General features: G+C 62.2%; 29 protein-coding genes and 4 tRNA genes. 21 read left to right on the top strand and 12 right to left on the bottom strand.

Going from position 1 to position 26,251, the window contains the following annotated elements; genetic code table 11:
* Window positions 1-406: 406 nt before the first annotated feature.
* The 5 genes from EDD78_RS06185 to EDD78_RS06165 all read right to left on the bottom strand — a co-directional run bounded on the left by EDD78_RS06185 (window position 407) and on the right by EDD78_RS06165 (window position 1,888).
* On the bottom strand, window positions 407-1,252 hold the full coding sequence (locus tag EDD78_RS06185; RefSeq protein ID WP_132084342.1) for a prenyltransferase/squalene oxidase repeat-containing protein: 846 nt from the start codon (window positions 1,250-1,252) through the stop codon (window positions 407-409).
* A gap of 234 nt (window positions 1,253-1,486) precedes the next feature.
* Window positions 1,487-1,562: transfer RNA gene (locus tag EDD78_RS06180), tRNA-Gln, on the bottom strand.
* Between the two features lie 58 nt (window positions 1,563-1,620).
* Window positions 1,621-1,697: transfer RNA gene (locus tag EDD78_RS06175), tRNA-His, on the bottom strand.
* A gap of 14 nt (window positions 1,698-1,711) precedes the next feature.
* A tRNA-Arg gene (locus EDD78_RS06170) sits at window positions 1,712-1,788 on the bottom strand.
* A gap of 26 nt (window positions 1,789-1,814) precedes the next feature.
* Window positions 1,815-1,888, bottom strand: a tRNA-Gly gene (locus tag EDD78_RS06165).
* 211 nt (window positions 1,889-2,099) lie between these two features.
* Here EDD78_RS06165 and EDD78_RS06160 point away from each other — a divergent pair.
* From EDD78_RS06160 to EDD78_RS06145, 4 genes are read left to right on the top strand one after another with little or no spacing between them, the layout of a single operon-like run.
* On the top strand, window positions 2,100-3,596 hold the full coding sequence (locus EDD78_RS06160) for a nicotinate phosphoribosyltransferase (RefSeq protein WP_132084341.1): 1,497 nt from the start codon (window positions 2,100-2,102) through the stop codon (window positions 3,594-3,596).
* An 18-nt stretch (window positions 3,597-3,614) separates the two neighbouring features.
* On the top strand, window positions 3,615-4,886 hold the full coding sequence (gene obgE / locus EDD78_RS06155) for a GTPase ObgE (RefSeq protein WP_132084340.1): 1,272 nt from the start codon (window positions 3,615-3,617) through the stop codon (window positions 4,884-4,886).
* A 3-nt stretch (window positions 4,887-4,889) separates the two neighbouring features.
* Window positions 4,890-5,321, top strand: coding sequence for a Mini-ribonuclease 3 (locus EDD78_RS06150; RefSeq protein ID WP_242942103.1), 432 nt, complete (start codon window positions 4,890-4,892; stop codon window positions 5,319-5,321).
* Window positions 5,311-6,183 (top strand): YitT family protein, encoded by an 873-nt coding sequence (locus EDD78_RS06145; protein WP_242942104.1) that lies wholly within the window; start codon window positions 5,311-5,313, stop codon window positions 6,181-6,183. The genes EDD78_RS06150 and EDD78_RS06145 overlap by 11 nt, the downstream gene beginning before the upstream one ends.
* 100 nt (window positions 6,184-6,283) lie before the next feature.
* On the opposite strand, the gene EDD78_RS13950 is transcribed toward EDD78_RS06145, so the two are convergent.
* Window positions 6,284-6,436 carry a hypothetical protein gene (locus EDD78_RS13950; RefSeq protein ID WP_165873126.1) on the bottom strand — a complete coding sequence of 51 codons (153 nt, stop codon included), beginning with the start codon at window positions 6,434-6,436 and terminating at the stop codon, window positions 6,284-6,286.
* A gap of 161 nt (window positions 6,437-6,597) precedes the next feature.
* On the opposite strand from EDD78_RS13950, the gene EDD78_RS06140 reads away from it, so the two are divergent.
* On the top strand, window positions 6,598-7,149 hold the full coding sequence (locus EDD78_RS06140) for an NADH peroxidase (RefSeq protein WP_079698305.1): 552 nt from the start codon (window positions 6,598-6,600) through the stop codon (window positions 7,147-7,149).
* 77 nt (window positions 7,150-7,226) lie between these two features.
* Here the strand turns inward: EDD78_RS06140 and EDD78_RS06135 are convergent, their stop codons facing one another.
* The 3 genes from EDD78_RS06135 to EDD78_RS06125 all read right to left on the bottom strand — a co-directional run bounded on the left by EDD78_RS06135 (window position 7,227) and on the right by EDD78_RS06125 (window position 9,826).
* Window positions 7,227-9,083 (bottom strand): heavy metal translocating P-type ATPase, encoded by a 1,857-nt coding sequence (locus tag EDD78_RS06135; protein WP_132084339.1) that lies wholly within the window; start codon window positions 9,081-9,083, stop codon window positions 7,227-7,229.
* Window positions 9,084-9,149: 66 nt separating this feature from the next.
* On the bottom strand, window positions 9,150-9,368 hold the full coding sequence (locus EDD78_RS06130; protein WP_079698309.1) for a cation transporter: 219 nt from the start codon (window positions 9,366-9,368) through the stop codon (window positions 9,150-9,152).
* A gap of 59 nt (window positions 9,369-9,427) precedes the next feature.
* Complete coding sequence (locus EDD78_RS06125; protein ID WP_350308579.1) at window positions 9,428-9,826, bottom strand: ArsR/SmtB family transcription factor; 399 nt, start codon at window positions 9,824-9,826, stop codon at window positions 9,428-9,430.
* 229 nt (window positions 9,827-10,055) lie between these two features.
* Between EDD78_RS06125 and EDD78_RS06120 the strand changes: the two genes are divergently transcribed.
* The 8 genes from EDD78_RS06120 (at window position 10,056) to EDD78_RS06085 (ending at window position 18,041) form a co-directional block, all read left to right on the top strand.
* On the top strand, window positions 10,056-10,538 hold the full coding sequence (locus EDD78_RS06120; protein WP_079698311.1) for a hypothetical protein: 483 nt from the start codon (window positions 10,056-10,058) through the stop codon (window positions 10,536-10,538).
* A 29-nt stretch (window positions 10,539-10,567) separates the two neighbouring features.
* Complete coding sequence (locus tag EDD78_RS06115) at window positions 10,568-14,395, top strand: VWA domain-containing protein (RefSeq protein WP_132084338.1); 3,828 nt, start codon at window positions 10,568-10,570, stop codon at window positions 14,393-14,395.
* A 243-nt stretch (window positions 14,396-14,638) separates the two neighbouring features.
* Entirely contained in the window at window positions 14,639-14,842 is a 204-nt protein-coding gene (locus EDD78_RS06110) for a YwbE family protein (RefSeq protein WP_079698314.1), read from the top strand.
* A 17-nt stretch (window positions 14,843-14,859) separates the two neighbouring features.
* The gene (locus tag EDD78_RS06105; RefSeq protein WP_132084337.1) at window positions 14,860-15,426 is read left to right on the top strand and encodes a hydrolase; all 567 of its coding nucleotides are present in this window, start codon (window positions 14,860-14,862) and stop codon (window positions 15,424-15,426) included.
* A 106-nt stretch (window positions 15,427-15,532) separates the two neighbouring features.
* Window positions 15,533-15,895 carry an arsenate reductase family protein gene (locus tag EDD78_RS06100; RefSeq protein WP_132084336.1) on the top strand — a complete coding sequence of 121 codons (363 nt, stop codon included), beginning with the start codon at window positions 15,533-15,535 and terminating at the stop codon, window positions 15,893-15,895.
* Complete coding sequence (locus EDD78_RS06095) at window positions 15,896-16,942, top strand: alcohol dehydrogenase (RefSeq protein ID WP_132084335.1); 1,047 nt, start codon at window positions 15,896-15,898, stop codon at window positions 16,940-16,942.
* Window positions 16,943-16,956: 14 nt separating this feature from the next.
* Window positions 16,957-17,667, top strand: a complete 711-nt coding sequence (locus EDD78_RS06090) for an MBL fold metallo-hydrolase (RefSeq protein ID WP_165873127.1) — start codon at window positions 16,957-16,959, stop codon at window positions 17,665-17,667.
* Window positions 17,664-18,041, top strand: coding sequence for a cytidine deaminase family protein (locus EDD78_RS06085; RefSeq protein WP_286170763.1), 378 nt, complete (start codon window positions 17,664-17,666; stop codon window positions 18,039-18,041). Before EDD78_RS06090 ends, EDD78_RS06085 begins: the two co-directional genes overlap by 4 nt.
* Before the next feature lie 129 nt (window positions 18,042-18,170).
* Here EDD78_RS06085 and EDD78_RS06080 read toward each other — a convergent pair whose 3' ends face one another.
* Window positions 18,171-18,671 carry a nitroreductase family protein gene (locus tag EDD78_RS06080; RefSeq protein WP_286170762.1) on the bottom strand — a complete coding sequence of 167 codons (501 nt, stop codon included), beginning with the start codon at window positions 18,669-18,671 and terminating at the stop codon, window positions 18,171-18,173.
* Between the two features lie 135 nt (window positions 18,672-18,806).
* Between EDD78_RS06080 and EDD78_RS06075 the strand changes: the two genes are divergently transcribed.
* The 5 genes from EDD78_RS06075 (at window position 18,807) to EDD78_RS06055 (ending at window position 22,499) form a co-directional block, all read left to right on the top strand.
* Window positions 18,807-19,976: a winged helix-turn-helix domain-containing protein gene (locus EDD78_RS06075; RefSeq protein ID WP_132084331.1), complete on the top strand. Its 1,170-nt coding sequence runs from the start codon at window positions 18,807-18,809 to the stop codon at window positions 19,974-19,976.
* Window positions 19,977-19,988: 12 nt separating this feature from the next.
* Entirely contained in the window at window positions 19,989-20,888 is a 900-nt protein-coding gene (locus tag EDD78_RS06070) for a helix-turn-helix transcriptional regulator (protein WP_132084330.1), read from the top strand.
* Window positions 20,889-20,959: 71 nt separating this feature from the next.
* A complete protein-coding gene (locus tag EDD78_RS06065) occupies window positions 20,960-21,799 on the top strand; it encodes a zinc finger domain-containing protein (protein WP_132084329.1) in 840 nt (279 codons plus the stop codon).
* A gap of 8 nt (window positions 21,800-21,807) precedes the next feature.
* On the top strand, window positions 21,808-22,071 hold the full coding sequence (locus EDD78_RS06060; protein ID WP_132084328.1) for a zinc ribbon domain-containing protein: 264 nt from the start codon (window positions 21,808-21,810) through the stop codon (window positions 22,069-22,071).
* A gap of 11 nt (window positions 22,072-22,082) precedes the next feature.
* Window positions 22,083-22,499 (top strand): DUF3788 domain-containing protein, encoded by a 417-nt coding sequence (locus EDD78_RS06055; protein WP_286170773.1) that lies wholly within the window; start codon window positions 22,083-22,085, stop codon window positions 22,497-22,499.
* A 134-nt stretch (window positions 22,500-22,633) separates the two neighbouring features.
* On the opposite strand, the gene EDD78_RS06050 is transcribed toward EDD78_RS06055, so the two are convergent.
* Together EDD78_RS06050 and EDD78_RS06045 are read right to left on the bottom strand one after the other, a co-directional pair.
* On the bottom strand, window positions 22,634-23,464 hold the full coding sequence (locus EDD78_RS06050; protein ID WP_079698324.1) for an Mrp/NBP35 family ATP-binding protein: 831 nt from the start codon (window positions 23,462-23,464) through the stop codon (window positions 22,634-22,636).
* An 11-nt stretch (window positions 23,465-23,475) separates the two neighbouring features.
* Window positions 23,476-24,111, bottom strand: coding sequence for a TIGR04100 family radical SAM protein (locus EDD78_RS06045; protein ID WP_350308578.1), 636 nt, complete (start codon window positions 24,109-24,111; stop codon window positions 23,476-23,478).
* Window positions 24,112-24,192: 81 nt separating this feature from the next.
* Here EDD78_RS06045 and EDD78_RS06040 point away from each other — a divergent pair, with 81 nt between their 5' ends.
* The 3 genes from EDD78_RS06040 to EDD78_RS06030 all read left to right on the top strand — a co-directional run bounded on the left by EDD78_RS06040 (window position 24,193) and on the right by EDD78_RS06030 (window position 26,228).
* A complete protein-coding gene (locus EDD78_RS06040; protein WP_079698326.1) occupies window positions 24,193-24,453 on the top strand; it encodes a DUF3781 domain-containing protein in 261 nt (86 codons plus the stop codon).
* A 170-nt stretch (window positions 24,454-24,623) separates the two neighbouring features.
* On the top strand, window positions 24,624-25,850 hold the full coding sequence (locus tag EDD78_RS06035) for a 6-phosphofructokinase (protein WP_132084326.1): 1,227 nt from the start codon (window positions 24,624-24,626) through the stop codon (window positions 25,848-25,850).
* Between the two features lie 162 nt (window positions 25,851-26,012).
* Window positions 26,013-26,228 (top strand): heavy-metal-associated domain-containing protein, encoded by a 216-nt coding sequence (locus EDD78_RS06030; protein ID WP_079698328.1) that lies wholly within the window; start codon window positions 26,013-26,015, stop codon window positions 26,226-26,228.
* Window positions 26,229-26,251: the final 23 nt, after the last annotated feature.

Genomic DNA, 26,251 nt, shown 5'->3' with positions numbered 1-26,251 from the left:
CGGCCATCGCCGTGGGCGGGCCAGTGAGATCTGTATAATAGTCGCTTTGCGACTATTATACCATGAGCGCAAAGCGCGAATGGTATAATTGGCCATCGCCGTGGGCGGGCCAGTGAGATCTGTATAATAGTCGCTCTGCGACTGTTATACCATGAGCGCAAAGCGCGAATGGTATAATTGGCCATCGCCGTGGGCGGGCCAGTGAGATCTGTATAATAGTCGCTCTGCGACTATTATACCATGAGCGCAAAGCGCGAATGGTATAATCGGCCATCGCCGTGGGCGGGCCAGTGAGATCTGTATAATAGTCGCTTTGCGACTATTATACCACAGCGGCGGGGGCAATGACAGATTTTGGCTGTACCTTCCCGGAAAATGTGAGAAGGCGGGGCTTTTCGGGGGCCGCTCACAGGGAGGCATGGCCCTGTATATTTCGGAGGATTTCCCGATAGCGGTTGGTGGCGGGCCCGCTGGGCCGGCCCTTGCGGCAGAAGGAGAGCCGTCCGAGCTTTGGCACCACCCGCTCGACGATTATCTGCCCATCCGACAGCTTCCCGTCGAGCACCCGGAGCGCTTCCAAAAACCGCGGGTCGCTGCAAGCGCACGCGTAGAAGGAGAGTACATAGAGATAGTAGAAGAGGTTATATCCCCGAAAGGGGTACTCGACTTGCAGGAAGAGGGAACCGATCCCGTAGTGGCAGGGCCCGGCGGGCTTGCGATAAGTCCAGTGCCAGAGCAGGAACCCGACAGCGCGTTCGAGCGCCGGCTCGGCGCGAAACGTTTCGCTCTGGCGGAAGGCGTCGAGCGCCACAAGGGTCGGGAAGGGGTTGGAATACTCGGTTTCCGGGCCGCGCCCGTAACTATACTTGTTGCAGCGCCAGCCTCCGTCGGGCTGCTGAATGTCCAGCAGGTGACGAAAGGTTATGTGCAGGCGCGGATCGTCGGCATAGCCCAGCCGGCAGAGCGTGGCGGCGGCGTGGGCGGTCTGGCAGGGGTAGATGGCGCCGGTGGGGTACAGCTTAAAGCGCCCGTCCGGCTGCCATGCGTCGAGGATCAGCCCGGCCACCTCCCGCAGCGGCGGGTCGCCGGGGTCCATCCCCAGCTCGAGCAGATAACTGGCGCTTTCCAGCGCCGAGAAGGGCGCCCCCTTGATCAGACGCTTGTCCGGCGTGGTCCAGAAATCCGCCCCGCCGTCATGGCGGTGGGAGAGGATCTCCTGAACGTCCGGCAGATATTGCTGTGAAACGGACATGCTGGCCGCCCCCTTTACAATTCAGTTTATTTCTGTGCGTACGCGACATCCTGCTCTAAAGTTTAGAATATCCGGATATGTCTTGTCAATTTATATTTTAGCCTGGGGGTGCCGTTAGCGCCCCGCCGAACGGCTTGGGGCGCTTTCCCCTAAGGGGACGTGACAACGTCAAGAGGGGAATCATCCCCCTATGAAAAAATAGTCGTTAAACCGAACCGGTTTAACGACTATTTTTGGTTGGGCTGGCTGGATTCGAACCAGCGGGATGAGGGAGTCAAAGTCCCTTGCCTTACCGCTTGGCTACAGCCCAATGTTTATATAGAAAATCCCCAAGTACAGAACACTGCAATTGGGGATTCACTTTTAAATGGGGTGGATAGTCGGATTCGAACCGACGACCTCCAGGGCCACAACCTGGCGCGCTAACCAACTGTGCCATACCCACCATATATCATTTTTTGGCGCGCCAGGAGGGACTCGAACCCCCGGCCTACTGCTTAGAAGGCAGTTGCTCTATCCAGCTGAGCTACTGGCGCATAAGAGCCCGCCGATCGGTGGGCCGTGGAGCGGGTGATGGGAATCGAACCCACGCTGCCAGCTTGGAAGGCTGGAGTTCTACCATTGAACTACACCCGCGCACCTGTCCCAAGCCGGGTCCTCCCGTTTTGCGACGAACTATATTTTAACAAACTTTGTAACCGATGTCAATACAAGAATCGCGCTTTGTGCGGGGAAAAAGCAAATTGGCTGTACAAAACAGGGAAAGGGTGGTAAAATAACTCTAGTTAGGCTGTCATCGCCAATACCTGTCCGGATACGCGTAAGGACCCAAAGGAGAGATGTGAAAATGAGCCCCCAGGATAAGCTCGGCAGAAACCTGAGCATGCTGACCGATTTTTATGAGCTGACCATGTCCAACGGATATCTGCAAAACGGCATGAAGGATACGGTCGCGGTCTTCGATATGTTTTTCCGCAGGATTCCGGACGGAGGAGGCTTCGCCATCTTCGCCGGGCTCGAGCAGCTCATCGAATACCTCTCGAATCTCTCCTTTACCGAGGAGGACATCGGCTATCTGCGTTCCAAGAACTGCTTTTGCGAGGAGTTTCTGGACTACCTGCTCCACTTCAAATTCCAGTGCGACATCTGGGCGATGAAGGAGGGCACCCCCATCTTCCCCGGCGAGCCGGTGGTGGTGGTGCGCGGACCGGTCATCCAGGCCCAGCTCGTCGAGACGATGGTGCTGCTTACCATCAACCACCAGTCCCTGGTGGCCACCAAGGCCAACCGCGTGGTGCGCGCCGCGCAGGGGCGCTCGGTCTTCGAATTCGGCTCCCGCCGTGCGCAGAGCTACGACGGCGCGGTGCTCGGCGCGCGCGCCGCATACATCGGCGGGTGCGACGCGACCGCCTGCGTCATCGCCGACCGGGACTATGGGATCCCCGCCGTGGGCACCATGGCGCACAGCTGGGTGCAGATGTTTAGCAGCGAATATGAGTCCTTCGCCGAGTATGCGAAGCTCTACCCTGATAATTGTACCCTTTTGGTGGATACTTATAATGTGCTTTCGAGCGGGATCCCCAACGCCATCAAATGCTTTAACGAGGTGCTGCTCCCGATGGGCTACCGTCCGAAGGGGGTGCGCATCGACAGCGGCGACATCGCCTACCTCTCCAAGAAGGCGAGAAAAATGCTCGATGAGGCGGGCTTCGACTACGTCAACATCGTGGCCTCCAACTCGCTGGACGAGTATATCATCCGCGACCTGCTCATCCAGGGGGCGAAGATCGACCTGTTCGGGGTGGGGGAAAACCTGATCACCAGCAAGTCCGATCCGGTGTTCGGCGGGGTGTATAAGCTGGCGGCGGTGCAGAAGGGGGAGGAATACCTCCCGAAGATCAAGATCAGCGAATCGATCGAGAAGATCACCACCCCCGGCTTCAAGATGGTCTACCGCTTCTTCAGCAAGGAGACCACCCTGGCGGTGGCCGACCTGGTGACGCTGCACGATGAGGCGGTGGACGCCTCCCGTCCGGTCACCATCTTCGACCCGATCGCCACCTGGAAGAAGAAGACGCTGCAAAACGTCGAGGCCGTCGAGCTGCTGACCCCCATCTTTAGGGGAGGGGAGCTCGTCTACCGCTCGCCCGAGCTTTCGCAGATTCGCAGCTACTGCCTCGACCAGGTGGACCACCTTTGGGACGAGGTCAAGCGCTTCGAGCACCCGCACACCTATTATGTGGACCTCTCGCACAAGCTGTGGAGCATGAAGAACGCCCTGCTGGAGGAGATTTCCTCTCAAAATACGGGCGCCCCTCAAATCAACGAGGGGACATCATTTTAATTTGAAACGGGGAACAGAATGTTTGTAGATATTGCAAAAATCCGCGTTAAGGCCGGCGACGGCGGCAACGGGGCGGTGACCTTCCACCGTGAAAAGTACGTTGCGGCGGGCGGCCCGGACGGCGGCGACGGCGGCCGCGGCGGCAACGTCATCTTCCAGGTGGATACCAACCTGTCCACCCTGGTGGACTTCAAGTTTAAAAAGCGCTACATCGCCCCCAGCGGCCAGAACGGCTCGGGCAGCCGTTGCTACGGCAAAAAGGGGGAGGACCTTCTCATCAAGGTGCCGATGGGCACCCTGGTGCGGGAAGCCGAGAGCGGCCGGCTGCTGGCGGACATGTCAGACTTCGAGCCCAAGGTGATTGCAAAGGGAGGCAAGGGCGGATGGGGGAACAGCCATTTCGCCACCCCCACCCGCCAGATCCCGCGCTTCGCGAAGCCCGGGCTGCCGGGGGAGGAGTTTGAGCTGATCCTTGAGCTCAAGCTCCTGGCCGACGTGGGGCTCTGCGGCTTTCCGAACGTCGGGAAGTCCACCTTGCTGTCCATGGTCAGCTCGGCAAAGCCGAAGATCGCCAACTACCACTTCACCACCCTGTCCCCCATCCTGGGGGTGGTCCGCGTCGGGGAGGGCAGCTCCTTCGTGATGGCGGACATCCCGGGGCTGATCGAGGGGGCGGCCGAGGGCGTGGGGCTCGGGCACGAGTTTTTGCGCCACATCGAGCGCTGCCGGCTGATCGTGCATGTGGTGGACGTCTCGGGTGTGGAGGGGCGCGACCCCAAGGAGGATTTCGAGGCGATCAACCGGGAGCTCCAAGGCTTTAGCGAGGAGCTCTCAAAGCTTCGGCAGATCGTGGCGATGAACAAGACCGACATCGCCACCGGGGAGCAGGTGGAGGAATTCCGCCAATTCATCACCGGGCATGGGTATGCCTGCTTCGAGGTGTCGGCGGCCACCGGAAAAGGGCTCCAGGAGCTCATGAACGCCGTCTGGCAGGAGCTGCTGACCCTGCCGCCGATCAAGCAGTACGAGCCCGACCCGGCGCCGATGGTGGACCCCGGGAGCCTTTCGGGCCGCCGCTTCGAGGTGAAAGTCGAGGACGGCGTCTATTTTGTGGACGCGCCCTGGCTCTCCCAGGTGCTCGGTTCGGTCAACATGGACGACTACGAGTCGCTGCAGTACTTCCAGAGAGTGCTGCGGGACAGCGGGATCATCGACAGGCTGATCGAGCTTGGGATCAAGGACGGGGACACGGTCTCCATCCTGGACTTCGAGTTCGACTATGTCAGCTGAGGATTGGAGGCGGTCGGAATAGAAAATCCGAAGCTGCTGAGCCCCCTCAACCTGGCTTTCGTGGGGGATGCGGTCTATGAGCTGATGGTGCGCCGGCGCCTGGTCGAAGGCGGCAGCCGCCCGGTGAGCGAGCTGCACGCCGAGGCGGTGCGCTACGTGCGCGCCGGGGCGCAGAGCATGTGCTATGAAACGCTCTGCGCAGTACTTAACGAGGAAGAAACGGCAATTTTGAAGCGCGGGCGCAACGCGAATTCGGTGCGCCCGCCCAAGAGCAGCACGGCGATCGACTACCGCCGGGCCACCGCGGTGGAGGCGCTGCTGGGGTATCTTTTTCTGTGCGGGGAGCATGAGCGCCTGCAGCAGCTGGTCGGGCTGATGATGGAAACGATCCGGCGGCAGGCAGAAAAAATGGAGGTATGTGAAGGTGAAGATTAGGAAGGAAACGGGGAAGGAGCTCGCGCTCGACTTCCTTTATGACATCGTGGGCGGCGGGATATTCGCCATCGGGACGCACTGCTTCGTCTCCCCCAGCAACATTGCTCCGGGCGGCGCGTCCGGTATCGCGATCATGTTCAATTACCTGTTTAATTTGCCGATCGGCACCATGATCTTCGTGGTCAATGTGCCGCTGATGATCCTGGCCTATAAATACATCGGCAAGGGCTTCACCCTGCGCACCTTAAAGTCGGTGGTCGTCAGCTCGCTCATGCTCGACGTGGTGGTCGCGCCCTTCTTTCCGCAATATGTGGGGGACGAGCTGCTCGGCTCGCTCTTCGGCGGCGTTATCACCGGCGCGGGGTTGGCCATCGTCTTTATGCGCGACTCGACCACCGGCGGCAGCGACATCGCCGGCAGGCTGATCCAGGTGCGCTGGCCGCATATCCCCATCGGGCAGGCCATGCTCTTCTTCGACGTGACGGTGCTGCTCGTCTCGATCCTGGTCTTTGGCTCGATCGAGTCGGGGCTCTACGGGCTGATCTGTATGTTCGTCTGCTCCAAGGTGATCGACGGGATCATCTACGGCATGGACAAGGGCACCATGGCGGTGATCGTCTCGGACAAGACCCGGGAGATCGCCGAGAAGGTGATGGAGGAGATGGAGCGCGGCGTGACGCTTTTAAAGGGTGTCGGCGCCTATTCGGGCGAGGACAAGGAGGTCGCGCTGTGCGCGGTGGCCCGCTCGCAGTTCCACCGGCTCAAGACCATCGCCTACGAGGTGGACCCCAGGGCGTTCATCATCGTCTCCGAGGCGGGGGAGATCCTGGGCGAGGGCTTCAAGGACATCAAAAAGGATTGATCGGAATAAAAAGAGAGGGCCGTCCGGTTGGACGGCCCTCTCTCTGATTTCAGGCGGTTAACGAATAGGTTCCCTAACGGATAAACACATTTCGAACAGCTTACTTGGAGCTCTTCGGGCAATTGTTGTTTTGCTCGTTGCTGTTCTTGTTCTCGGAACGGTTCTGGGAATTCTGCTGGTTGTTCTGAGAATTGGAGAAATTGGAATTGTTCTTGTTCTTGCTGTTGTTGCTGTTGTTATTGTTGTTGGACATTTTCATTTCACCTCACTTTTGTTAGTATTATCTGTCTGTAAAAGCGTTTTATACGCCCTTGGCAAGGAAAAATCCAATTTTTTTGTTTTCCGTGGTTGACAAAAATATACCATTATAGTATAATTAAACCAAACAAAAAAGAGTCTAGGGAGGAAAATATCATGAAAAAGTTTATCTGTACCGTTTGCGGCTACGTATACACCGGCGACGCTGCGCCCGAGAAGTGCCCCCAGTGCGGCGCTCCGGCTTCCAAGTTCACCGAGCAGAAGGAGCAGGCGGGGCTTTCCTATGCGGATGAGCACAGGATCGGCGTGGCCAAGGACGTGGACGCCGAGGTTGTCGAGGGCCTGCGTATGAACTTTACCGGCGAATGCACCGAGGTCGGCATGTACCTGGCCATGTCCCGCCAGGCGGACCGCGAGGGGTATCCCGAGATCGCCGAAGCCTTCAAGAGATACGCCTTCGAGGAGGCGGAGCATGCGGCCAAGTTCGCCGAGCTGCTCGGCGAGGTCGTGAATGCCGACACCAAGAAGAACCTCGAGCTGCGGGTCGCCGCCGAGAACGGCGCCTGCGAGGGCAAGAAGCAGCTCGCCACCCGCGCCAAGGAGCTCGGGTACGACGCGATCCACGACACGGTGCATGAGATGTGCAAGGACGAGGCCCGCCACGGCTGCGGTTTTGCGGGCCTGCTGGGCCGCTACTTCGGCAAGTAAGAACATACGATATCAGGAAGGCCGCCGGTCACTGGACCGGCGGCCTTCCTTTTCCGTATTGCCTTTTGGCAGAGTGCTCAGCTTTTTAGTCCTTTTGTCTTCAGCGCCCGCGAGGCGTTGAGGATGGCGATGACCGAGACGCCCACGTCGGCGAAGACGGCCTCCCACATATTGGCCATCCCCAGCGCGCCCAGCAGCAGCACCAGCGCTTTGATCCCCAGCGCGAAGACGATGTTCTGGCGCACGATCGCAAGCGTCTTCTTGCTGATCTGCATGGCGGCGGCGATCTTTACGGGATTGTCGTCCATCAGGACGATGTCCGCCGCCTCGATGGCGGCATCCGACCCCAGCGCACCCATGGCGATCCCGATGTCGGCGCGGGAGAGCACCGGCGCGTCGTTGATCCCGTCGCCCACGAAGGCCAGCCGGCCCTTGGGCGACTTCTCCCGCAGCAGCTGCTCGACCTTCTCCACCTTCCCGGCGGGGAGCAGCTCGGCATAGACCTCGTCGAGCCCGAGCTGGAGGGCGACCCCCTCGCCCACGGCCTTGGCGTCCCCGGTGAGCATCACGGTGCGGCGTACCCCCTGGCGCCTCAGCGCGGCGACGGCCTCGGCGGCGTCCGGCTTGACCTCGTCCGAAATCACGATGTGCCCGGCGTAGGCGCCGTCCACCGCCACATGCACGGTGGTGCCGATGTGGTGGCAGGGGTGCCACTTGACCCCGATCTCCTCCATCAGCTTGTCGTTGCCCGCGCAGACGACTGTGCCGTCCACCTGCGCGCGCACCCCGCGGCCCGAAAGCTCCTCGACCTGCTGCACCCGCTTGGCGTCGAGTTCGGCGCCGTAGGCTTCCTTCAGCGAGCGGGAGATCGGGTGGTCGGAATAGCTCTCGGCGAGCGCGGCCAGCTCAAGGAGCCGCCCTTCGGAAAACTGGTCGGGATGGATGGCGGTGACGTTAAAGACCCCCTTGGTCAGGGTGCCGGTCTTATCGAAGACCACGATTTCCGTGTCGGCGAGCACTTCGAGGTAGTTGCCGCCCTTGACCAGAATCCCGCATTTCGAGGCCCCGCCGATCCCGCCGAAGAAGCTCAGCGGCACCGAGATGACCAGCGCGCAGGGGCAGGAGATGACGAGGAAGATCAGCGCCCGGTGAATCCACTCGGACCAGGCCCCGCCGAGCAGCAGGGGAGGCAGCACGGCGAGCAGGGCCGCCGCGATCACCACCGCCGGGGTGTAGTAGCGCGCAAAGCGGGTGATGAAGTTTTCGGCCTTGGCCTTTTTGCTGCTGGAGTTCTCCACCAGGTCCAGGATCTTCTGCACAGTGGATTCGCCGAAGGCCTTGGTCACCCGCACGCGCAGCAGGCCGCTCTGGTTGACGCAGCCGCTGATCACGTCGTCCCCCGGCTGCACGTCGCGCGGGAGGCTCTCGCCGGTCAGCGCGGCGGTGTTCACCGCCGAAGCGCCCTCGAGCACCACGCCGTCCAGCGGGATCTTTTCGCCCGCCTTGATCACGATGGTGTCGCCCACTGCGACCTCGTCCGGGTCCACCTGCACCAGCTTGTCGTCCATCTCGATGTTGGCGTAGTCCGGCCGGATGTCCATCAGCGAGGCGATGGACTGGCGCGAGCGCCCGACGGCGTAGCTCTGGAAGAGTTCGCCCACCTGGTAGAAGAGCATGACCACCACGCCCTCGGGGAATTCCCCGGTGAAGAAGGCGCCGATGGTGGCCAGCGCCATCAGGAAGTTTTCATCGAATACCTGCCCGTGGGAGATGTTGCGCACCGCCCGCCAGAGCACGTCCCAGCCGATCACGGCGTAGGGGAGAAGGAAGAGCGCCATTCGCAGATACCCCGTGGCCGGGACCAGCAGCGCTAGCCCTAGGAGCAGGAAGCTGGCGACGATCCGGCAGAGCATCTTTTTTTGTTTCTTGTTCATGGAAAGGTTCCCTCCGTCAAAAAGATTGGGAAGAGCCTGTAAATTTCATGGAGTCCCGAGGGGCCGTCAAAGCTGGATGGTGCAGTCGGGTTCGACGCGCTTGCAGGCCTTGACGACCTTCGCCATAATTTCATCGAAGCGGCCCTCGTCGGCCTCGATGGTCATTTTCTGGCCCAGAAAGCTGACGGTGGCGGAGTGCACCCCGTCGATCCTGTTGATGGCGTCCTCCATCTTGGCGGCGCAGTTGGCGCAATCCAGGTCGATCAGCTTAAAATGTTTTTTCATGGTGTTTTCCTCCCGAATGTAAATTTATAATAACACAGTTAAGGAATCCCAAAGGCAAGCTATTCCGCGACGTGTTCCATCCCCTGCCCGAGGATGGTGCGCACATGGCTGTCGGCCAGGGAGTAGAAGACCGTCTTCCCATCGCGGCGGTATTTGACCAGCTTGCTCTGCTTGAGCGCGCGCAGCTGGTGGGAGATGGCCGACTGGGTCATGTTCAGCAGCTGCGCGATGTCGCAGACGCACATCTCCGACTCGAAGAGCACATAGAGGATTTTGATCCGCGTGGAATCGCCGAAAATCTTGAAGAGCTCGGCCAGGTCGTAGAGGATTTCATCGTCGGGCATCTGTTCGTTGACCTTTTTGACGATCTCCTCGTGCGCATGGATGAACTCGCAGCGCTCGACGCCGTTTTGATCGATCACGGAAATGCACGTCCTTTCATATGAGCTATTGTTCATATGTTATTATATAAAACTCCCTCACGGATGTCAACCCCATATTTTAATTTTTTGTGCCCGCTCGTGCGGGCGCTCCCCTCATTATACTATGCGGGCGGACCAAAAATGAAGTTCGCATGAGAAGGGGTCATAAAAAGAAAAAAGAATTTCGCTCGCGTTACCGGAATGTGACTGCGGCGTGCCATAATGGGCCTATAGAAAGAAAAAACCTGCGAAGGAGGATTCACGATTGCCAAACACAACCGGGATTCCACCCAGCAATGTGACCCGCACCCTGGTGTGCATAGACCGCTATGAAAACTGTGAGATTTACGGCAGGCTGATCAATCCCTTTGAAAAGGCGCCGATGGATTTTAACGGCGTGCTGGATATGGCCGGGCAGATGGAGGCGCTCTTCGACCGGCTGGCGTTCCCGCAGGCAAGCTTTCGTTACCGCAGCTTCAGCGAGGACAAGAAACCACAATCATACCGCCCCGGGGAGGTGCGCAGATATATGGACGAAATCATCTTTGAAAACGAACGCGGCGAGAAAGCCACCTTTATCATACAGGTGCAATTCCGCCAGAACGCCACCTGGCAGGGCACCATCCGCTGGGCGGACAAGAAAAAGGTGCAGCGCTTCCGCAGCACCCTGGAAATGATCAAACTGATGGACGACGCTCTGGGCGGCTTGGGCAGCGAGGTCGATCCGTCTTGGCAGGATGAAGACTGAGACAGCTTGTGATGGAGGCATAATTTAACATGAAAAAGAATAAGATCCTGGCGGCTGTCGCGGCTGCGGCCTTGTGCCTGAGCGCGCTGCCCGTCAATGTGTTTGCTGCGCCCTCCGATACCCTGAGCAGCGGTGCCGCGCTGACCGCGGCCCCGGCCGCCGGGGCCAACCGCGCGGATTATCCCGAGTATCCCAAGGAGGGCTCGGTGCAGATGCAAAAGAGCGCCGAGTGGACCGATTATCAAAAGGGCGAGGCCACGATCCACTTTTCGGTCGCCGGCGTGCCGGCCAACGCGGGGGTGGACGTGGTTCTGATCCTCGACCGCTCGGGCACCATGTCGGCCCCGGCCATCCAGGACGCCGTCTGCGGGGAGCCGACGGCGAACTACACCGAACGGGATATGCCGCCGGTCGGCCTGCCGGCAGGGTACTATAGAAAATACTATACCTGTCCGGTCTGCGGTTACGGCAGCACCATCACCTACAATGAAAAGGGCGGGCCGGTCAAGGTCAAGAAGAACGCCCACGGAGACGTGATCAAGCCGGTGCAGTACGTCCCCGCCGAGGGACTGCCCGAAACCTGTCCGGGCAACACCTCCAAGATGCGCATGCAGGTGGTCAAGGGCGCGGCGAAAAACTTCGTCGAGATCATGATGAAGGAGAACGCCGACGGCACCCCCTCCCAGAACAAGGTGGGGATGGTATCCTTTGACACCTACGCCCAGGTCGATGTGGGCATTTCGGGCCGGGATCAGAAATCGCAGCTCCTCGGCGCGATCGATGAGCTCTATCCCCGCGGCGACACCGATTACACCCGTGCGTTCGAGGCGGCCGAGCGGCTGCTCGCCGCCCGGGGGGAGAGCGACCGGCCGGCCTATGTGGTCTTCCTCACCGACGGCCTCCCCGACCCGGCCAACAAGACCGGGGTCGCCGCCGCCGCGCGGATCAAGCAGGACCTGAACGTCAAGATCTACACCGTCGGGATCGGGGACGAGGCGGGGGACGGCTCGCTGCTGGGCCGGCTCTCCTCCGGCGCGGGCTACACCTACCTGGTGGGGGATTCGGACGACCTGAGCGGGCTGTACGCCACCATCGCCGGGAATATGAAGGTGGCGGGCACCGAGGCGGTGCTGCGCGACCTGATCGACTCCAAATACTTTTCCTATGACAGCTCCCGCGCCGACGAACTGGTTGCCAGCGCCGGCGAGGCGTGGGAGGAGAACAACAACGTCGAGTGGTCCATCGGGGAGATCAACGAGAACGGCGCGACCCTCTCGATCCCGGTCAAGCTCGCCCCCTCCTATGTCAACAAGACCGGCAGCTACCCGACCAACATCCCGGGGGCCAGACTGCGGTACACAAACTTTGCCGGCCATCCCTGCGCGCAGACGGTCGCCTCCCCCTACCTGCCGGTGCAGGGTGGGATGATCCGGGTGGTGCCCTATCTCGTCGACGCCGAGGGCCGTACGGTCAACAGCGAGGGTACGGTCGTCCCCTTCACGCAGCGCGTCGAGATTTCGCCCTACTACGTCGAGGACCCCTCCTCCACGGGGACGGACAAGAGGTTGCTTCCCATCGGGACGCACATCGTCACCGCGCGGGAGAGCGTCCGCTACGGGAATATGGATTGCCAATATGAGCCCGCCAGCGCCCAGCACAACGGAAGCGCAAATCCGACGCGGGGCGTCGTCAAAAACGGGCAGACCGGGATTATTTTCTTCGGCTATCGCCTCCCATCCTACCCGGTGAAGGTGGAATATTACTACGGCGACATTCGCAGCGAGCATTTCCTCGGCGAGGCGGCGCTGGGCGATTACGCCTACGGCACCTCGATCGAGCAGCTGCGCGCTCAGGTTTCCCTCACCGCCCCCGCCGGGAGCGTGCTGCCGGACGGCTATCAGACCAGCGGGACCATCCATGAGACGTCCATGCAGGCCGTCACCGAGTTTGCCGAGCGCAACGTCATCCGGGTGGTCTTCCTGCCGGGCGCCGAGACCGGCTACACCGTCAACTATTACCGCGACCGGGTGAGCACCATCGGCGAGAGCGGATACCTGGGCAGCTACCAGGGCAGCGCCGCCGCCAACACCACCCTGTCCTTCGGCGAGACGGCGGACGAGGGGCAGCTGCTGTATAAGCTGCCGCAGGGCTATCACCTCAGCGAGGGGCAGGCCCGAAGCCTGCGGATCACCGGGGACGCGGCGGCCAACGTTTTGGATGTGCTCTATCTGCCCGACCCGGTCCTCCCGCCCGAAAAGATAAAATACACCGTGCGGCTGATGACCACCGACGGGGCGTACGAGATGACCGTCTATCAGGACTCCGCCGACGAGGACACGCTGCTGACGGAGATCGACCAGCAGAAGCTGGCCCGGTCTGCCGCGGCCCTGCCGGGCGGCAAATACCAGTTCAGCCACTATGAAAACCTCCCGCTGCGGCTGTCCAAGGATGGGGAGAACGTCGTTATCGCCTACTTCGCCCCGGTACCCGAGCCGCGCGCCGAGCTGGTGGTGAAGCATGTTTACCGGGAATATCCCCAGTTCGACTATACCGAGCAGGGACTGCAGGCCACCATCGGCGAGTCCTTTGCGGCGGGCAAATATGAAAATGACGCCCCCAATGGGAACACCGATCCGAAGCTGAGCTTTTCGCTCGAGCAGATCGAGGCCGACGAGGAGGACCTGCCCGAGGTGACGAACGCCCTTGCTGCGGCGCCGCAGGAGGAATACGACGCATTGGCGGCGCTCGAGGACGAGCGGGACGAGGCGCGGCGGCTTTATGATCTCGCCGCCGGCGTGCCGGAATTGATCGCGGGCTGCCGTGAGCAGGCCGCTGGGGAGGAGACTGCCGGGGAGGAGCCCGCCGGGACGGTCGATCCCGAGGAAGACGGCGGGGAGAACAGCGGCCTCGCGGCGCTTGAAGAGGCGGTGCGCGCGGCCGAGGAGAAGGTCCGGCTGCTGCGGGAGCGCCTGGACGCGCTGGACGGGGACCCGACGATCGGGGAATCGGAAGGCGGGTCCGAGGAAACCGGGCTTGCGCTTAAGGAAGCAAAGCAGGAGCTGGAAGCGGCCCGTGCGGCGCTGAACAGTGCCAAGGATGATTCCGATCCGGACGTGGACAGCGATCAGGAGCCCGCGGATACCGGCAAGGAGCCGCCCGAGGGCGGGCGCGACTGGACAGGGGAGCTGGAAAGCGCGGCCGGCGAACTGGGGCTTTCCCTCTCGCCGGACGATCTCGACGGCTTCGCCGCCTCGGCCCAGGCGCTCATGGAAGAGCTGCAGGGGCAGATTGAGGAGCTGGACAAAAGGATCGGGCGGCAGGAGGAGCGCATTTCTTCGCTCGGGCAGGCGGCCAACGCCGTGCTGCTGGCCCTGCCCCTTGCCGGGGAGGTTTCACCCCACGATCCGCTCGCGCTGTCCCCCGGGAAGCGCCTGATCGTCACTTATTACTATAAGGCGACGGTGCAGAAGGACGATCCGCCCACCCCGCCGACGCCTCCTGATCCGCCGACGCCCCCCACTCCGCCTACTCCGCCAACCCCGCCCGCTCCGGTGGAGCCGGACGACTACCGCCCCTCCCGCCCGAACGACCGGGACGACGACGAGGGCACCCACGGCCCTTACGCGCCGGTGCGCGTACCGTCCCAGGGTGAAACGGTGACCATCGAGGACGAGGCGATCCCCCTGGCGGCGCAGCCCCTGCTGCCGCAGGCCGGCGATCTTGTCACCATCGAGGACGAGATGATCCCTCTGGGCAAGCTGCCGGTTTCGGGCGGGCAGGCCGCCGAGGCCGCCTGCGGGCTTGGGATATTGGCTCTGGCCGCCGGGGTGCTGGTCCTGCGCCAAAGCAAGAAATGAGGTGCTCCCTGCGCAGCAGGGTAAAAATAGAAGCGGCTTGCCGAAATTGCGGCAGGCCGCTTTTATATGGTCCTGTGCAAAATTTGCCGCCGTCCCGGTTGCTTAAGTAGGGTGGATGGGCTACAATAGGGAAAGTAAAGAAAGGTTACTTTCAAGCATAGAGTTTTTGTGCCTATGCCGCCGCTGGCGGCAATTTCGCGCGGCGAAACCGGCACGAAACTTTCAGAAAGGGATGGTCATTTTATGCCGGACGGCAAGCTTCGAAAGGACATCGCCCCCGGGGCACTGGTGGACGTCGTGTTAAAATGCGACCAGCCCACCGGTAAGCTGACCCGCGGGCATGTCAAACGGATTTTAACCAAGAGCCCCAACCACCCGCACGGAATCAAAGTTATGCTCGAGGAGGGCGGGGCGGTCGGCCGGGTGCAGGCAATCATTGAGCAATAGGAAGGAGACGTGTAAAAATGGGAATGGTACCGACGATAGAACAGGCGCAGGAGCTGCTGCGGCAGTACAACAAGGAGGACTTCCACCTGCGGCACGCGAAGATCGTGTCCGGGGTGATGGGCTATTTTGCAAAGGAGTACGACCCGCAGAACGTCGAGTTCTGGAAGGTGGTCGGGCTGCTGCATGATCTGGATTTCGAGCAGTTCCCGGACGAGCACTGCATAAAGGAGCAGGAGCTGATGAAGGAGGCGGGGATCGACGGGAGAATTATCCGCGCGGCGGCCTGCCACGGCTGGCCGGCCTGCACCGACCTGAAGCCCGAGCATGTGATGGAGAAGGTGCTCTACGCCACCGACGAGCTCACCGGGCTGATCGGGGCGGTGGCCATCATGCGCCCGTCCAAAAGCGTGAGCGACCTCGAGCTCAAGTCGGTCAAGAAGAAATTTAAGACCCCTGCCTTTGCCGCGGGCTGCTCGCGCGAGGTGATCGCACGGGGGGCCGAGCTGCTGGGGATGGAGCTCGACGAGCTGATCAGTAAGACCATCCTGGCCATGCGCAGCCTGATGGGGGAGATGGAAATTTGAAAGATGAATCTTTCAAACTTATGGTTTTACGTTTTAGTGGTCTTACAACCGTCATTTCGGCTTTGCCGAAACCGACGCAATTCCCGGGAAAGGAATGATTAAAGATATGAAGACGGTTTTGTTCGTGTGGTATCCCAAGTGCTCCACCTGCCAGAAGGCCAAGCGCTGGCTGGATGAAAACGGCGTCTCCTATCAGGAGCGGTACATCGTGGAGGAAAGGCCCACCGCTGGGGAGCTCGCCGACTGGCATTCGCGCAGCGGCCTGCCGCTCAAGCGCTTTTTCAACACCAGCGGCATGCTCTATAAGGAGCAGAACCTGCGCGAGCGCCTGCCGGACATGAGCGAGGAGGAGCAGCTTGACCTGCTCGCGACCAACGGCATGCTCGTCAAGCGCCCGCTGATCGTGGGGACAGATTTCGCGCTGGCGGGCTTCAAGCCGGCCGAGTGGGAAGAGAGGCTGAAGGCTTAGATGAAGGACACCATGCTGGCCCTGGTCTGCCGCGAGGGAGACGCCCTTTCGCTCGAGGAGCGGCCGGTGCCGCGCTTGCAGGACCGGCGCGATGCGATCGTGCGGGTGACCCGCTCGACCATCTGCACGAGTGATTTGCATATCCGTGCCGGGGCGGTGCCCAGGGCGCTCCCCGGGGTGGTGCTCGGGCACGAGTTTGTGGGCGAGGTCGTGCGAGCCGGGGAGGATGTGCCCCTGCGCCCCGGCGCACGGGTGGCGGCCAATTGCATATCCTTTTGCGGCTCATGCTGGCACTGCCGCCGGGGGTACGTCAACAACTGCGAGCGCGGGGGCTGGGAGCTCGGCTGCCGGATCGACGGCTGCCAGGCGCAGTATGTGCGGGTTCCCTTCGCCGACACCGGCCTTACCCCCATCCCCGATTCGGTGCGCGACGAGGAGGCCCTTTTCGTAGGGGACATCCTCTCCTCGGGCTACTTTGGGGCCGGGCTCTGTGAAATCCGGGAAGGGGACACGGTCGCGGTGATCGGCGCCGGGCCGGTCGGCCTTTGCGCCATGCAGTGCGCCCGCCTGATGGGGGCGCGGCAGATTATAGCGGTGGAGCCCATCGAAGCGCGCCGCCGGCTGGCGCTGCAGCGGGGCTTGGCCGACGCCGCCCTCGACCCGGCAGAAGACGTTTGCGAACAGGTCCTTGCCCTCACCCACGGCCGGGGCGCGGACGGGGTGATCGAATGCGCCGGGGCGAAGGGGACCTTTTCCCTCGCCTGGCGGCTGGCGCGCGCCAACGCCGTGGTGGCGCTTTTGGCGATGTACGAGGAGGACCAGACCTTCCCCCTGCCGCAGATGTACGGCAAAAACCTGGTCTTTAAGACCGGCGGGGTGGACGCCGTCCACTGCGCGCGGCTGCTCGGACTGATTGAAGCGGGGAAGCTCGACACCAGCTTTCTTATCACCCACCGCGGCCCGCTGCAAAACATCCTCGAAGGGTACCGGGTCTTTGAAAACCGGGAGGACGGCTGCCTCAAATGGGTGGTCACCTACGGCGAATGAAAGGGAACGAAAGAATGGAAAAGCTGACCGGGCGGGTCTATTACCTGCCCCACGATGCGCGCACCGACCGCCCGGTGTTGGGCTACATAAGGGGCGAGCGGTACGCTCTGATGGTGGACGCGGGCAATTCGGCGGCGCACGCCGCCCTGTTCGAGCGGCAGCGCAGGGAGCTGGGGCTGCCCGCCCCGGCTTTCGTCGGGCTGACGCACTGGCACTGGGACCATGTCTACGGGCTGCATGCGCTCGGTGCGGTTTCGATTGCCAGCCGCCAGACCGGGGATTACCTCGCGCGGATGGCCCGCTGGGGCTGGTCCGACGAGGAGATGGAGGGGCGGATCGCCTCGGGGGAGGACATCCCCTTCTGCTGTGACAACATCAAGAAGGAATATCCCGACCGCTCGCAGATCGTGGTGAAGAACGCCGACCTCCTGTTTGAGGGCGGGCTGCGCCTCGATTTGGGCGGGGAGGTCTGCCGGGCGTGCCAAGTCGGCGGCCCGCACAGCCCGGACAGCGTGGTGTATCTGCTCGAGCGGGCGGGGGTCCTCTTTTTGGGGGACTGCGCCTGCGAGGACTTCCACCACGGCCCGGCGCACTACCCGCAAAAGGAGCTGGGGGAGCTGATCGGCCGGCTGGAAGCGCTGGACTTTGAGATTGCCCTCACCGGGCACTGGCAGCCGCAGAGCAAGGAAGAGATACTGCACGATTTAAAGGAGCATATATGGTGACGGATTGGAACGAGCTCTATGAGCTGGCAAAATCGAAGCGCGGTTCCCGCGCCCTTTCAAAGCATTCCGAGGCCGGGTCGGTGGCCGCGGCGATACTAAGCGAGCAGGGCCATGTCTACTGCGGGGTATGCATCGACACCCCCTGTTCGATGGGCTTTTGCGCCGAGCACGCCGCCATCGCGGCGATGGTGACCGCCGGGGAAAACCGGATCCTGCGCATGGTGGCGGTGGGCGCAAACGACCGTGTGATCCCGCCCTGCGGGCGCTGCCGGGAGTTCATCTGCCAGGTGCACGACGACAATTACCGCTGCGAGGTGCTGCTCGACGGCGGACGGGTGAGCACCATCGGCGACCTGCTGCCCGAGCGGTGGTAGGCTCTGAGCGGCTGCGCCTGCTCCCGTTTCTGTGCGCAATTTCTGTTGCTTCGCTCACGCTCAACAATAAAAAAGCCGCGGGTCCCGGTTTCAAACCGGGGCCCGCGGCTTCCTGTATGGTCAGAATATCTACCAGCGGTCATAGTGGATCTTTTCGGGATCGAAGCGCTCGGGGCGCTTCTTCTCCTCGCCGCCGTAGCCGATGGCGATCAGGCTGAAGGGGAGCATACCCTCCGGCAGGCCAAAGCGTTCGGCCAGCGGCTGCAGGCGCTCCCCGGAGGGGTAGACCCCCAGCCAGCAGGTGTCCAGTCCCAGGCACTTGGCGGCGAGCAGGATATTCTGGGTGGCCGCGGCGCAGTCCTCGGGGAAGTAGCCGGGGCAGCAGCGCTTGCTGTCGGCGCAGACGAGGATGCATGCCGGCGCACTGGAGAGCATGTTGGAATAGGGGTGCACGCTCTGGATAAACGCGAGGTCCTCGCGCTTTTGGAGGACGACGAAATGCCAGGGGCGGCAGTCCATCGCCGAGGGGGCGTACATCCCGGCGCGCAGCACCTCCTCGAGCGCCTCCTTGGGAACCGGTTTATCCTGGTATTTGCGCACGCTGCGCCGGTCATAGATGATGTCCAGCAACAAAAACCACTCCTTTGCCGTTTTCTTCATTATACCGCAGGAATGTGAACAAATATAGTCTATTTTAAAATTTGTGCGTTTTGGGGCGGATATGGTACAATAACAGTATTCTGCGAAAAGAGGAGGGCACACGGTATGGCGCTGTATGCGAGCCGGCGGCAGCTTTGCCGGTACATGGTGGAGTACCATCACCTGAGCGCCGCCAGCGCGCTGCACGGCATGGAGGACCTGGCGGGGTACTTACGCAAGGTCGGCTGCGTGCAGTACGACCCGCTGGACGTGGTGGGGCGCAATCCGGATCTGGTGTTCCAGTCGCGCTGGTCCGGCTACCGCAAGGGGCAATATGAGCGGCTTCTCTACCGCGAACGCCGCTTTTTCGATATGTGGGACAAGAACATGTCGATCTGCGCCGTCGAGGATTGGCCCTGCTTCGCGCGCACTAGGGAGCGCCCGCTGCGCTGGTGCCGTGAGCACCCGGCGGCAATCGAGGAGATCACCGCCTATCTGAAAAAGCACGAATCCGCCTGCTCCTCCGATTTTGTGATGGAGGAGCGGGTGCTCTGGTGGTACGGCCAGCAGCGCCTGGCCAAGGCGGCGCTCGAGGCGATGTGCTACGCCGGGCTGGCACTGGTGCACCACAAGAAGGGCACGCGGCGGTACTATTGCCTTTCGGAACGGGCGCTGCCGCCCGGGCTGCTGAGCGCGCCCGACCCCAACCCCACGCCGCAGGACTACGCCCGCTGGCAGGTGCTGCGCCGGGTGGGGAGCGTCGGCGCGCTGCCCGACCGCCCGGGGGACGCCTGGCTGGGGATCGGCGGGATGGACGCCGCCGCGCGCAGCCGGGCCTTCGCCGAGCTGGAGGAATGCGGGGCGCTCGCCGCGGTGGCGGTGGAGGGGATGAAGTCCCCGCTCTATGTAAAAACACAGGACCTGCCGCTGCTGGAGGGCTGCCAGCGGCCGCTCCCGCTCGGTACGGCGCGGATTCTGGCGCCGCTGGACAATCTGATCTGGGACCGCAGGCTGATAGAAGCGCTCTTCGGCTTTGCCTACCGCTGGGAGGTCTACACCCCGGCGCAGAAGCGGCAGTACGGCTACTATGTGTTGCCGGTGCTGGCGGGCGAGCGCTTCCTCGGGCGGATCGAGCTTGCCACCGACCGGGAGCGCGGGAGGCTGATCGTGAAAAACTTCTGGTGGGAGGAGGGCGCAAAAAGGAGCGCCGCCGCCCGGGAAGCGGTCACACGGGGCCTGCGGCGCTTCATGCGCTACAACCGCTGCGGGGAAATCGAGCGGGACTGTGAAATCTGAGGGGGGATCGAATTGCAAAGCGGCAGGCTGTTTGAGATCGTCTATCTGCTGCTCGAGCGCGGACAGCTGACGGCGCGCGAGCTCGCCGCCCGCTTCGAGGTGAGCGAGCGCACCATCTACCGGGACATCGAGGCGTTGAGCATGTCCGGGGTCCCGGTCTACTGCGCCAAGGGGCGGCACGGCGGGATACGGCTGATGGAGGGGTTCGTGCTCGAGCGCTCGCTGCTCAGCGAATCCCAGCAGGAGGACATCCTGTTGGCGCTGCAAAGCCTTAGCGCCGCGCAGTACGGCGATATGACAGGGGTGCTCTCCCAGCTTGGGGCCCTCTTCCGTAAGGAGAATCTCGACTGGCTGCAGGTGGATTTTTCCCCCTGGGGCAGCGGCCCGCAATCCCAGCAGGCCTTCGAGCTGCTGAAAAAGGCGGTGGCGGGCCGCCGGGTGATCGAATTCGATTACTGCGCCTCGAACGGGCAGCGCACCCACCGCGAGGCCGAGGGGCTCCAGCTTCGCTTCAAGGACAAGGGCTGGTACCTGTGGGCGTACTGCCGCCGGCGGCAGGAGCCGCGGCTCTTCCGGGTGACCCGCATCAGGAACCTGCGGCTGCTGGGCGAGACCTTCGAGCGCCGCCCCTTAGAGCAGGAGCCCGGGGAGCAGGAGCCGGCCGGTATGATCTGCCTGCGGCTGCGGGTGGACCGGGAGCTGTCCTACCGTGTCTACGACGAGTTCGACGAGACGGACGTGCGGGAGAACCCGGACGGCAGCTTCGAGGTGCGCGCCTATCTGCCGGAAGATGGCTGGGTATATGGCTACGTCCTCTCCTTCGGCCCCTATGCCGAGGTGCTGGGCCCTCCCGGGGTGCGCGAGGGTCTGGCGGCCCTGCTGCGGGAAATGGGAAAAATCTACGAGCCGTAATAAAATATGACAGACAGGTGTCATAATAAGAGTGATAAGATCATATCAGACCACACGAAGGAGGGGAAATTATGCTGGAGCTGCCCGAGGCGGCGGTGATCAGCTGCCAGTTGCAGGAGCTGATCGGCGGCAAGCGGATTCTAAACGTCATGGCGGGGAAGACGCCGCACAAGTTCGCCTGGTTTTTCGGCGACCCCGAGGGGTACCATGCGCTGCTCGCCGGGAAGACGGTGGAGGAGGCGCGCGCCTACGGCGGGCATGTCGAGCTCAAGATCGGGGACTGCCGGTTGAGTTTTAACGACGGGGTGAACCTGCGCTACCTCGCCCCCGGGGAGGAGCGCCCGAAGCGGCACCAGCTCCTGCTGGAGTTTGAGGACTTCTCGGCCCTGGCGGCCACCGTGCAGATGTACGGCGGGCTCTACGCCTTCCGGGAGGGGGAGAACGACAGCTTTTATTACCTGGTGTCCAGGGAGAAGCCCTCGCCCCTTGGCGACGGCTTCGACGAAGGGTATTTTCTCTCGCTGTGCGGCTGCGAGGACTATGAAAAGCTCTCGGCGAAGGCCTTCCTCGCCACCGGGCAGCGGATCCCGGGGCTCGGCAACGGCGTGCTGCAGGACATCCTCTTTCGTGCGGGACTGAGCCCCAGGCAAAGGATGGGCGCTCTCGGGACAGAGGAGCTCTCCCGCCTTTTCGATTCGTTAAAGGTGACGCTGGCCGGGATGGCCTTGGCCGGCGGTCGGGACACCGAGCGGGACCTCTTCGGCTGCAAGGGGGGCTACCGCTGCCTGATGAGCAAGAACACATACGGCAATCCCTGTCCGGTCTGCGGGGAAAGGATCGTCAAGGAGACCTATCTTGGCGGGAGCGTTTACTACTGTCCGAACTGCCAACCAAACAAAAAAGGAGAATGAAAATGGAAATGGAAAACATGATTTTCTGCCAGTCCTGCGCCATGCCGATGATGAAGGATGAGGACTACGGGACCAACCAGGATGGGAGCAAGAACGAGGAATACTGCACCTACTGCTATCAAAGCGGCGCCTTCACGGCGGACGTCACCATGGAGCAGATGATCGAGGCCTGCGTGCCGATGATCTCGAAGGGCAACCCCTATCCGGACGAGGAGAGCGCCCGCAAGGCCATGCAGGAGATATTCCCCACCCTGCGCCGCTGGAAGAAATAGCGGTGGCAAGGATGGCCCCCACCGCGCAGCCCACCGCCGGGGAGCTGGCGCTGGCAGGCGGCCCCCTCTGGCGGCGGCTCTGCGAGGAACTTGGGGAGCGTTACCGGATTCAGCCAAAGATCGAATACAGCGGCTGTTCGATGGCACCGGGCTGGAACGTCAAGTACCGCAAGGGCTCGCGCGCGGTCTGCACCCTCTATCCGGCGAAGGGGATCTTCACCTGCCTGGTGGTGATCGGCCCGCGGGAGGAGGAGCGTGCGCGGCTGCTGCTGGGCGGAATGTCGCCCTATCTGCGAGATCTTTACGGGAACGCCAAGCCCATGATGGGCGCGCGCTGGCTGATGATCGAAATCGCGGACGAGCGCACCCTCTCGGAGGCCCTGGCCCTGATCGCCCTGCGCATGGAGAAGGAGAAAATGGAGAAATAGAAAAAAGCGGAGAAGAGGCGCCCCTCTTTTTATGCAGGGCGGAGCTGGCGTTGCGCCCCTTCATAAGGATACGGGCAGCAGATTTTATCTGCCGCCCGTATCCTTTCTTATGTGTGCTTCCAAGTTTTACAAAGCTATTTCTGACTTTCGATCGCCGCGGCGGCGCCGTCCAGCCAATCGCCCTCGAACAGCTCGATCATCCCGCGGTCGCACGCCGCGCTGAGTCTCGGGTCGATCGGGATGCGCCCGAGCACCGGCAGCGAGAAGTTGGCGGCCACCTCGTCGATGTGGCTCTCGCCGAACACCTTGAGCTGCTTGCCGCAGTCCGGGCAGGTGGCGTAGCTCATGTTTTCGATCAGCCCGAGGGTCGGGATGTTCATCATCTGCGCCATCTTGAGAGCCTTGGAAACGATCATCGAGACCAGCTCCTGCGGGGAGGTGACGATGATGATCCCATCGAGCGGGATGGACTGGAAGACGGTCAGCGGCACGTCGCCGGTCCCGGGCGGCATGTCCACGAACATGTAGTCCACCTCGCCCCAGATCACCTCGCTCCAGAATTGCTTGACCGTCCCGGCAATGACCGGACCGCGCCAGACCACCGGGTCGGTGTCGCTCTCGAGCAGGAGGTTGACCGACATCAGTCCGATCCCGGTCTTGCTGTAGGCGGGCAGGATCCCGTTTTCATTCCCCTGCGCGCGGGAGTGGATGCCGAACATTTTAGGCACCGAGGGGCCGGTCACGTCCGCGTCGAGGATGGCGCTGGTGTGGCCCCGGCGGTTCATCAGCACCGCCATCAGACCGGTGACGAGCGACTTGCCCACGCCCCCCTTGCCGCTGACCACGCCGATCACCTTTTTGATCTGGCTCATCTCGTGGGGGCTCTCCAGCAGGCTCTGCGGGTTCTGGCGCTGGGCGCAGTCCTGCGAGCAGCCCTCGCAGTTGTGATTACAATCCATTCGCATTCAGTCCTTTTTCAGTATTCTTTGATATATTCCCTCACCCGCAGCGGGATATCCATCTCCTGCGCGAGGGCGCGGCAGCGCTCGATCTCCTGCGGGGAGATCACGTCGACCACCGTGAAGAGCACATTGGGCACGAAGCGCTTGCAATCCAGGGCGAATTCGAGCATGCTTTGAAATGAGCCGGGCCCGAAGATCGGGCTCGTCACCTCGAGGTAGCGCTCTTCGTCCGGCGCGTTGAGGCTGATCGACACGGTGTCCACCAGCCCTTCGAGCAGGTGGGCCGTCTTGCGTTTGTGGATCAGGTCCCCCAGCCCGTTGGTGTTGAGCCTAATCGGGATGTCGCTTCGCGAGCGCACCAGGTGGCAGACCTCCAGCAGCTTTTCCAGCGCGCAGATCGGCTCGCCGTAGCCGCAGAAGACCAGCTCCTTGTAGTTTTTCAGCTCCACCCCGTCGAAGGCGGCGAGCACCTCGTCGAGGTGGGGCTCCAGCTCGAACCAGAGGTTTTCGGCCGAACCGACATGGCTGCCGTTTTTGCGGATGCAGAAGCTGCACCGGCAGGGGCAGCGGTTGGTCAGATTGATATATAGGCTGTCGCCCAAGGTGTAGAGAATATCGGTCATCAGAAAGCCTTCCTTTACTGCAGTCAATTTCAGGGCTTCCCTTTTATTTTAAACCCTGGCCGCCATAATGTCAAAGGGGGGCGGGGCGCATATGAAACGGAGGATAGCATGGCGATAAGAAAAGATGCCGGCGGCGGGCTGATTGCATGTTTGGACCGGCTCCATACGACCCGGCTCGGCGGGCAGCGGATCAGGAAAAACCTCTCGCTGGACGAGGGGGTGGACCCGGTGGCCTGGTGCGGGGAAAAGATCGGTGCGCCGCAGAGCGTGATCCGCCAAAGGGGAAAGAACTGGTATATCGCCGCGGACGGCTGCGAAATCACGGTCAACGCCCAAAGCATGACGATCATCACGGCACATAGGCGGTAAATACGGGGGTCCATGCACGCGTCAACTTTTATAGCCTCCCTTCGTGCAAAGGCTTCCCTTTTCGACAGGGGTGGGTTATAATGGAAGGCGTAACAGGAAACCGTGCGAAAGGCCGTGCCGGCACGGCCCTTTCGCACAGGGGAAAATACCGCCAAAGGAGAATCCGTTTCATGGGAAAAAATATGCTCATTGCCCAGTCCGGCGGGCCGACCGCCGCCATCAACGCCTCGCTGTCCGGGGCCGTACAGCAGGCCAGATGCAGCGGACAGATCGGTAAGGTCTATGGCGCGCGCTTCGGCGTAGAGGGGATCCTCAAGGGGAATATCGTGGACCTGGACGGGTGCCTTCGGAGTGAGGAGGACTTCCATGTGCTGGAGTGCACCCCCTCGATGGCGCTGGGCTCCTGCCGCTACAAGCTGCCCGCGCCCGGGGAGGACGGCGAGGTGTACCGCCGGCTGCTGCAGGCGCTGCACGAGTATGAGATCGGTTATTTCTTCTACATCGGCGGGAACGATTCGATGGACACGGTGGCCAAGCTCTCTCGCTACTTTGCCGAGCAAGGCGAGGACATCAAGGTCGCCGGGGTGCCCAAAACGATCGACAACGACCTGGCCGAGACCGACCATTCCCCGGGCTTCGGCTCGGCGGCCAAGTTCATCGCCACCGCCGTGCAGGAAATCATCCGGGACGCGAGCGTGTATGATACCCGTTCGGTGACCATCGTGGAGATCATGGGGCGGGACGCGGGCTGGCTGACCGCTTCGTCGGCGCTGGCGCGGGACGAACACACCGGGGCGCCGCATCTGATTTATCTGCCCGAGGTGCCCTTCTCGGTGGCCGATTTCCTCGGGGACGTCGAGCGGCTGCACAAGGAGGTCAAGAACGTGGTGGTCGCCGTCAGCGAAGGGGTGCGCACCGCCGACGGACGGTATGCCGCCGAGAGCTACCAGAGCGGGGTGGTGGACACCTTCGGGCACCGCTACCTGTCGGGGGTGGGCAAATACCTGGAAAACATGGTGCGCCACAACATCGGCTGCAAGGTGCGCTCGGTCGAGCTCAACGTGTTGCAGCGTGCGGCCGCGCACGTCCTTTCCGCCACCGACATCGACGAGGCGCGCGGGGTCGGACAGGCCGCGGTGCGCTTCGCGCTCGAGGGGAAGACCGGCTTTGTGGCGGTTATCCGGCGCGCGTCGCAGGAGCCCTATGAGGCAAGCTATGACTGCGCCCCGATCGAGCGGATCGCCAACGTCGCGCGCAACGTGCCGCCCGAGTGGATCACCCCGGAGCGCAACGATGTGACCGGGGAGATGCTGCGCTACCTCGAGCCGCTGATCCTGGGCGAGGTTCGTTTTCCCACCGAGCGCGGCCTGCCCAAGCATTTTTTGCTGCGGGCATAGGCCCGCCCCTCTCCCGCCGCGCGGTATGCGTACCGCGCGGTGCGCATAACCGGCGTGGGGGTTACCCATACTATTGGGTGAGGAAACGGCCTTGGCGGTTTCCCCGCCGCCATTTCGGCTTTGCCGGAACCGGCGCAATTCCCGGGAAAGGAAGATTTTAAAATGTCCAACAGCATTATGTTCAAGGTGGAGGGGATGTCCTGCCAGAGCTGTGCCAGCCGGATCGACACCACCCTGCACGCCTACGACAACGTGGACATCGTGACAGTGAGCATCCCTGACAAGAGCGTCACCGTGATCGGGGAGAACCTGGACGAGAACCGGCTCCGGCACACCATTGAGGACATGGGCTTCGAGGTCCGCGACGAGCGGGAATAAGAGAGAAAAACAGGGAGCGCAGC

The sequence above is a fragment of the Harryflintia acetispora genome (assembly GCA_004340125.1).
Taxonomy (GTDB): domain Bacteria; phylum Bacillota; class Clostridia; order Oscillospirales; family Ruminococcaceae; genus Harryflintia; species Harryflintia acetispora.
Note: the sequence above shows the minus strand (reverse complement) of the source record. Positions and strands in the feature narration are given on the sequence as shown.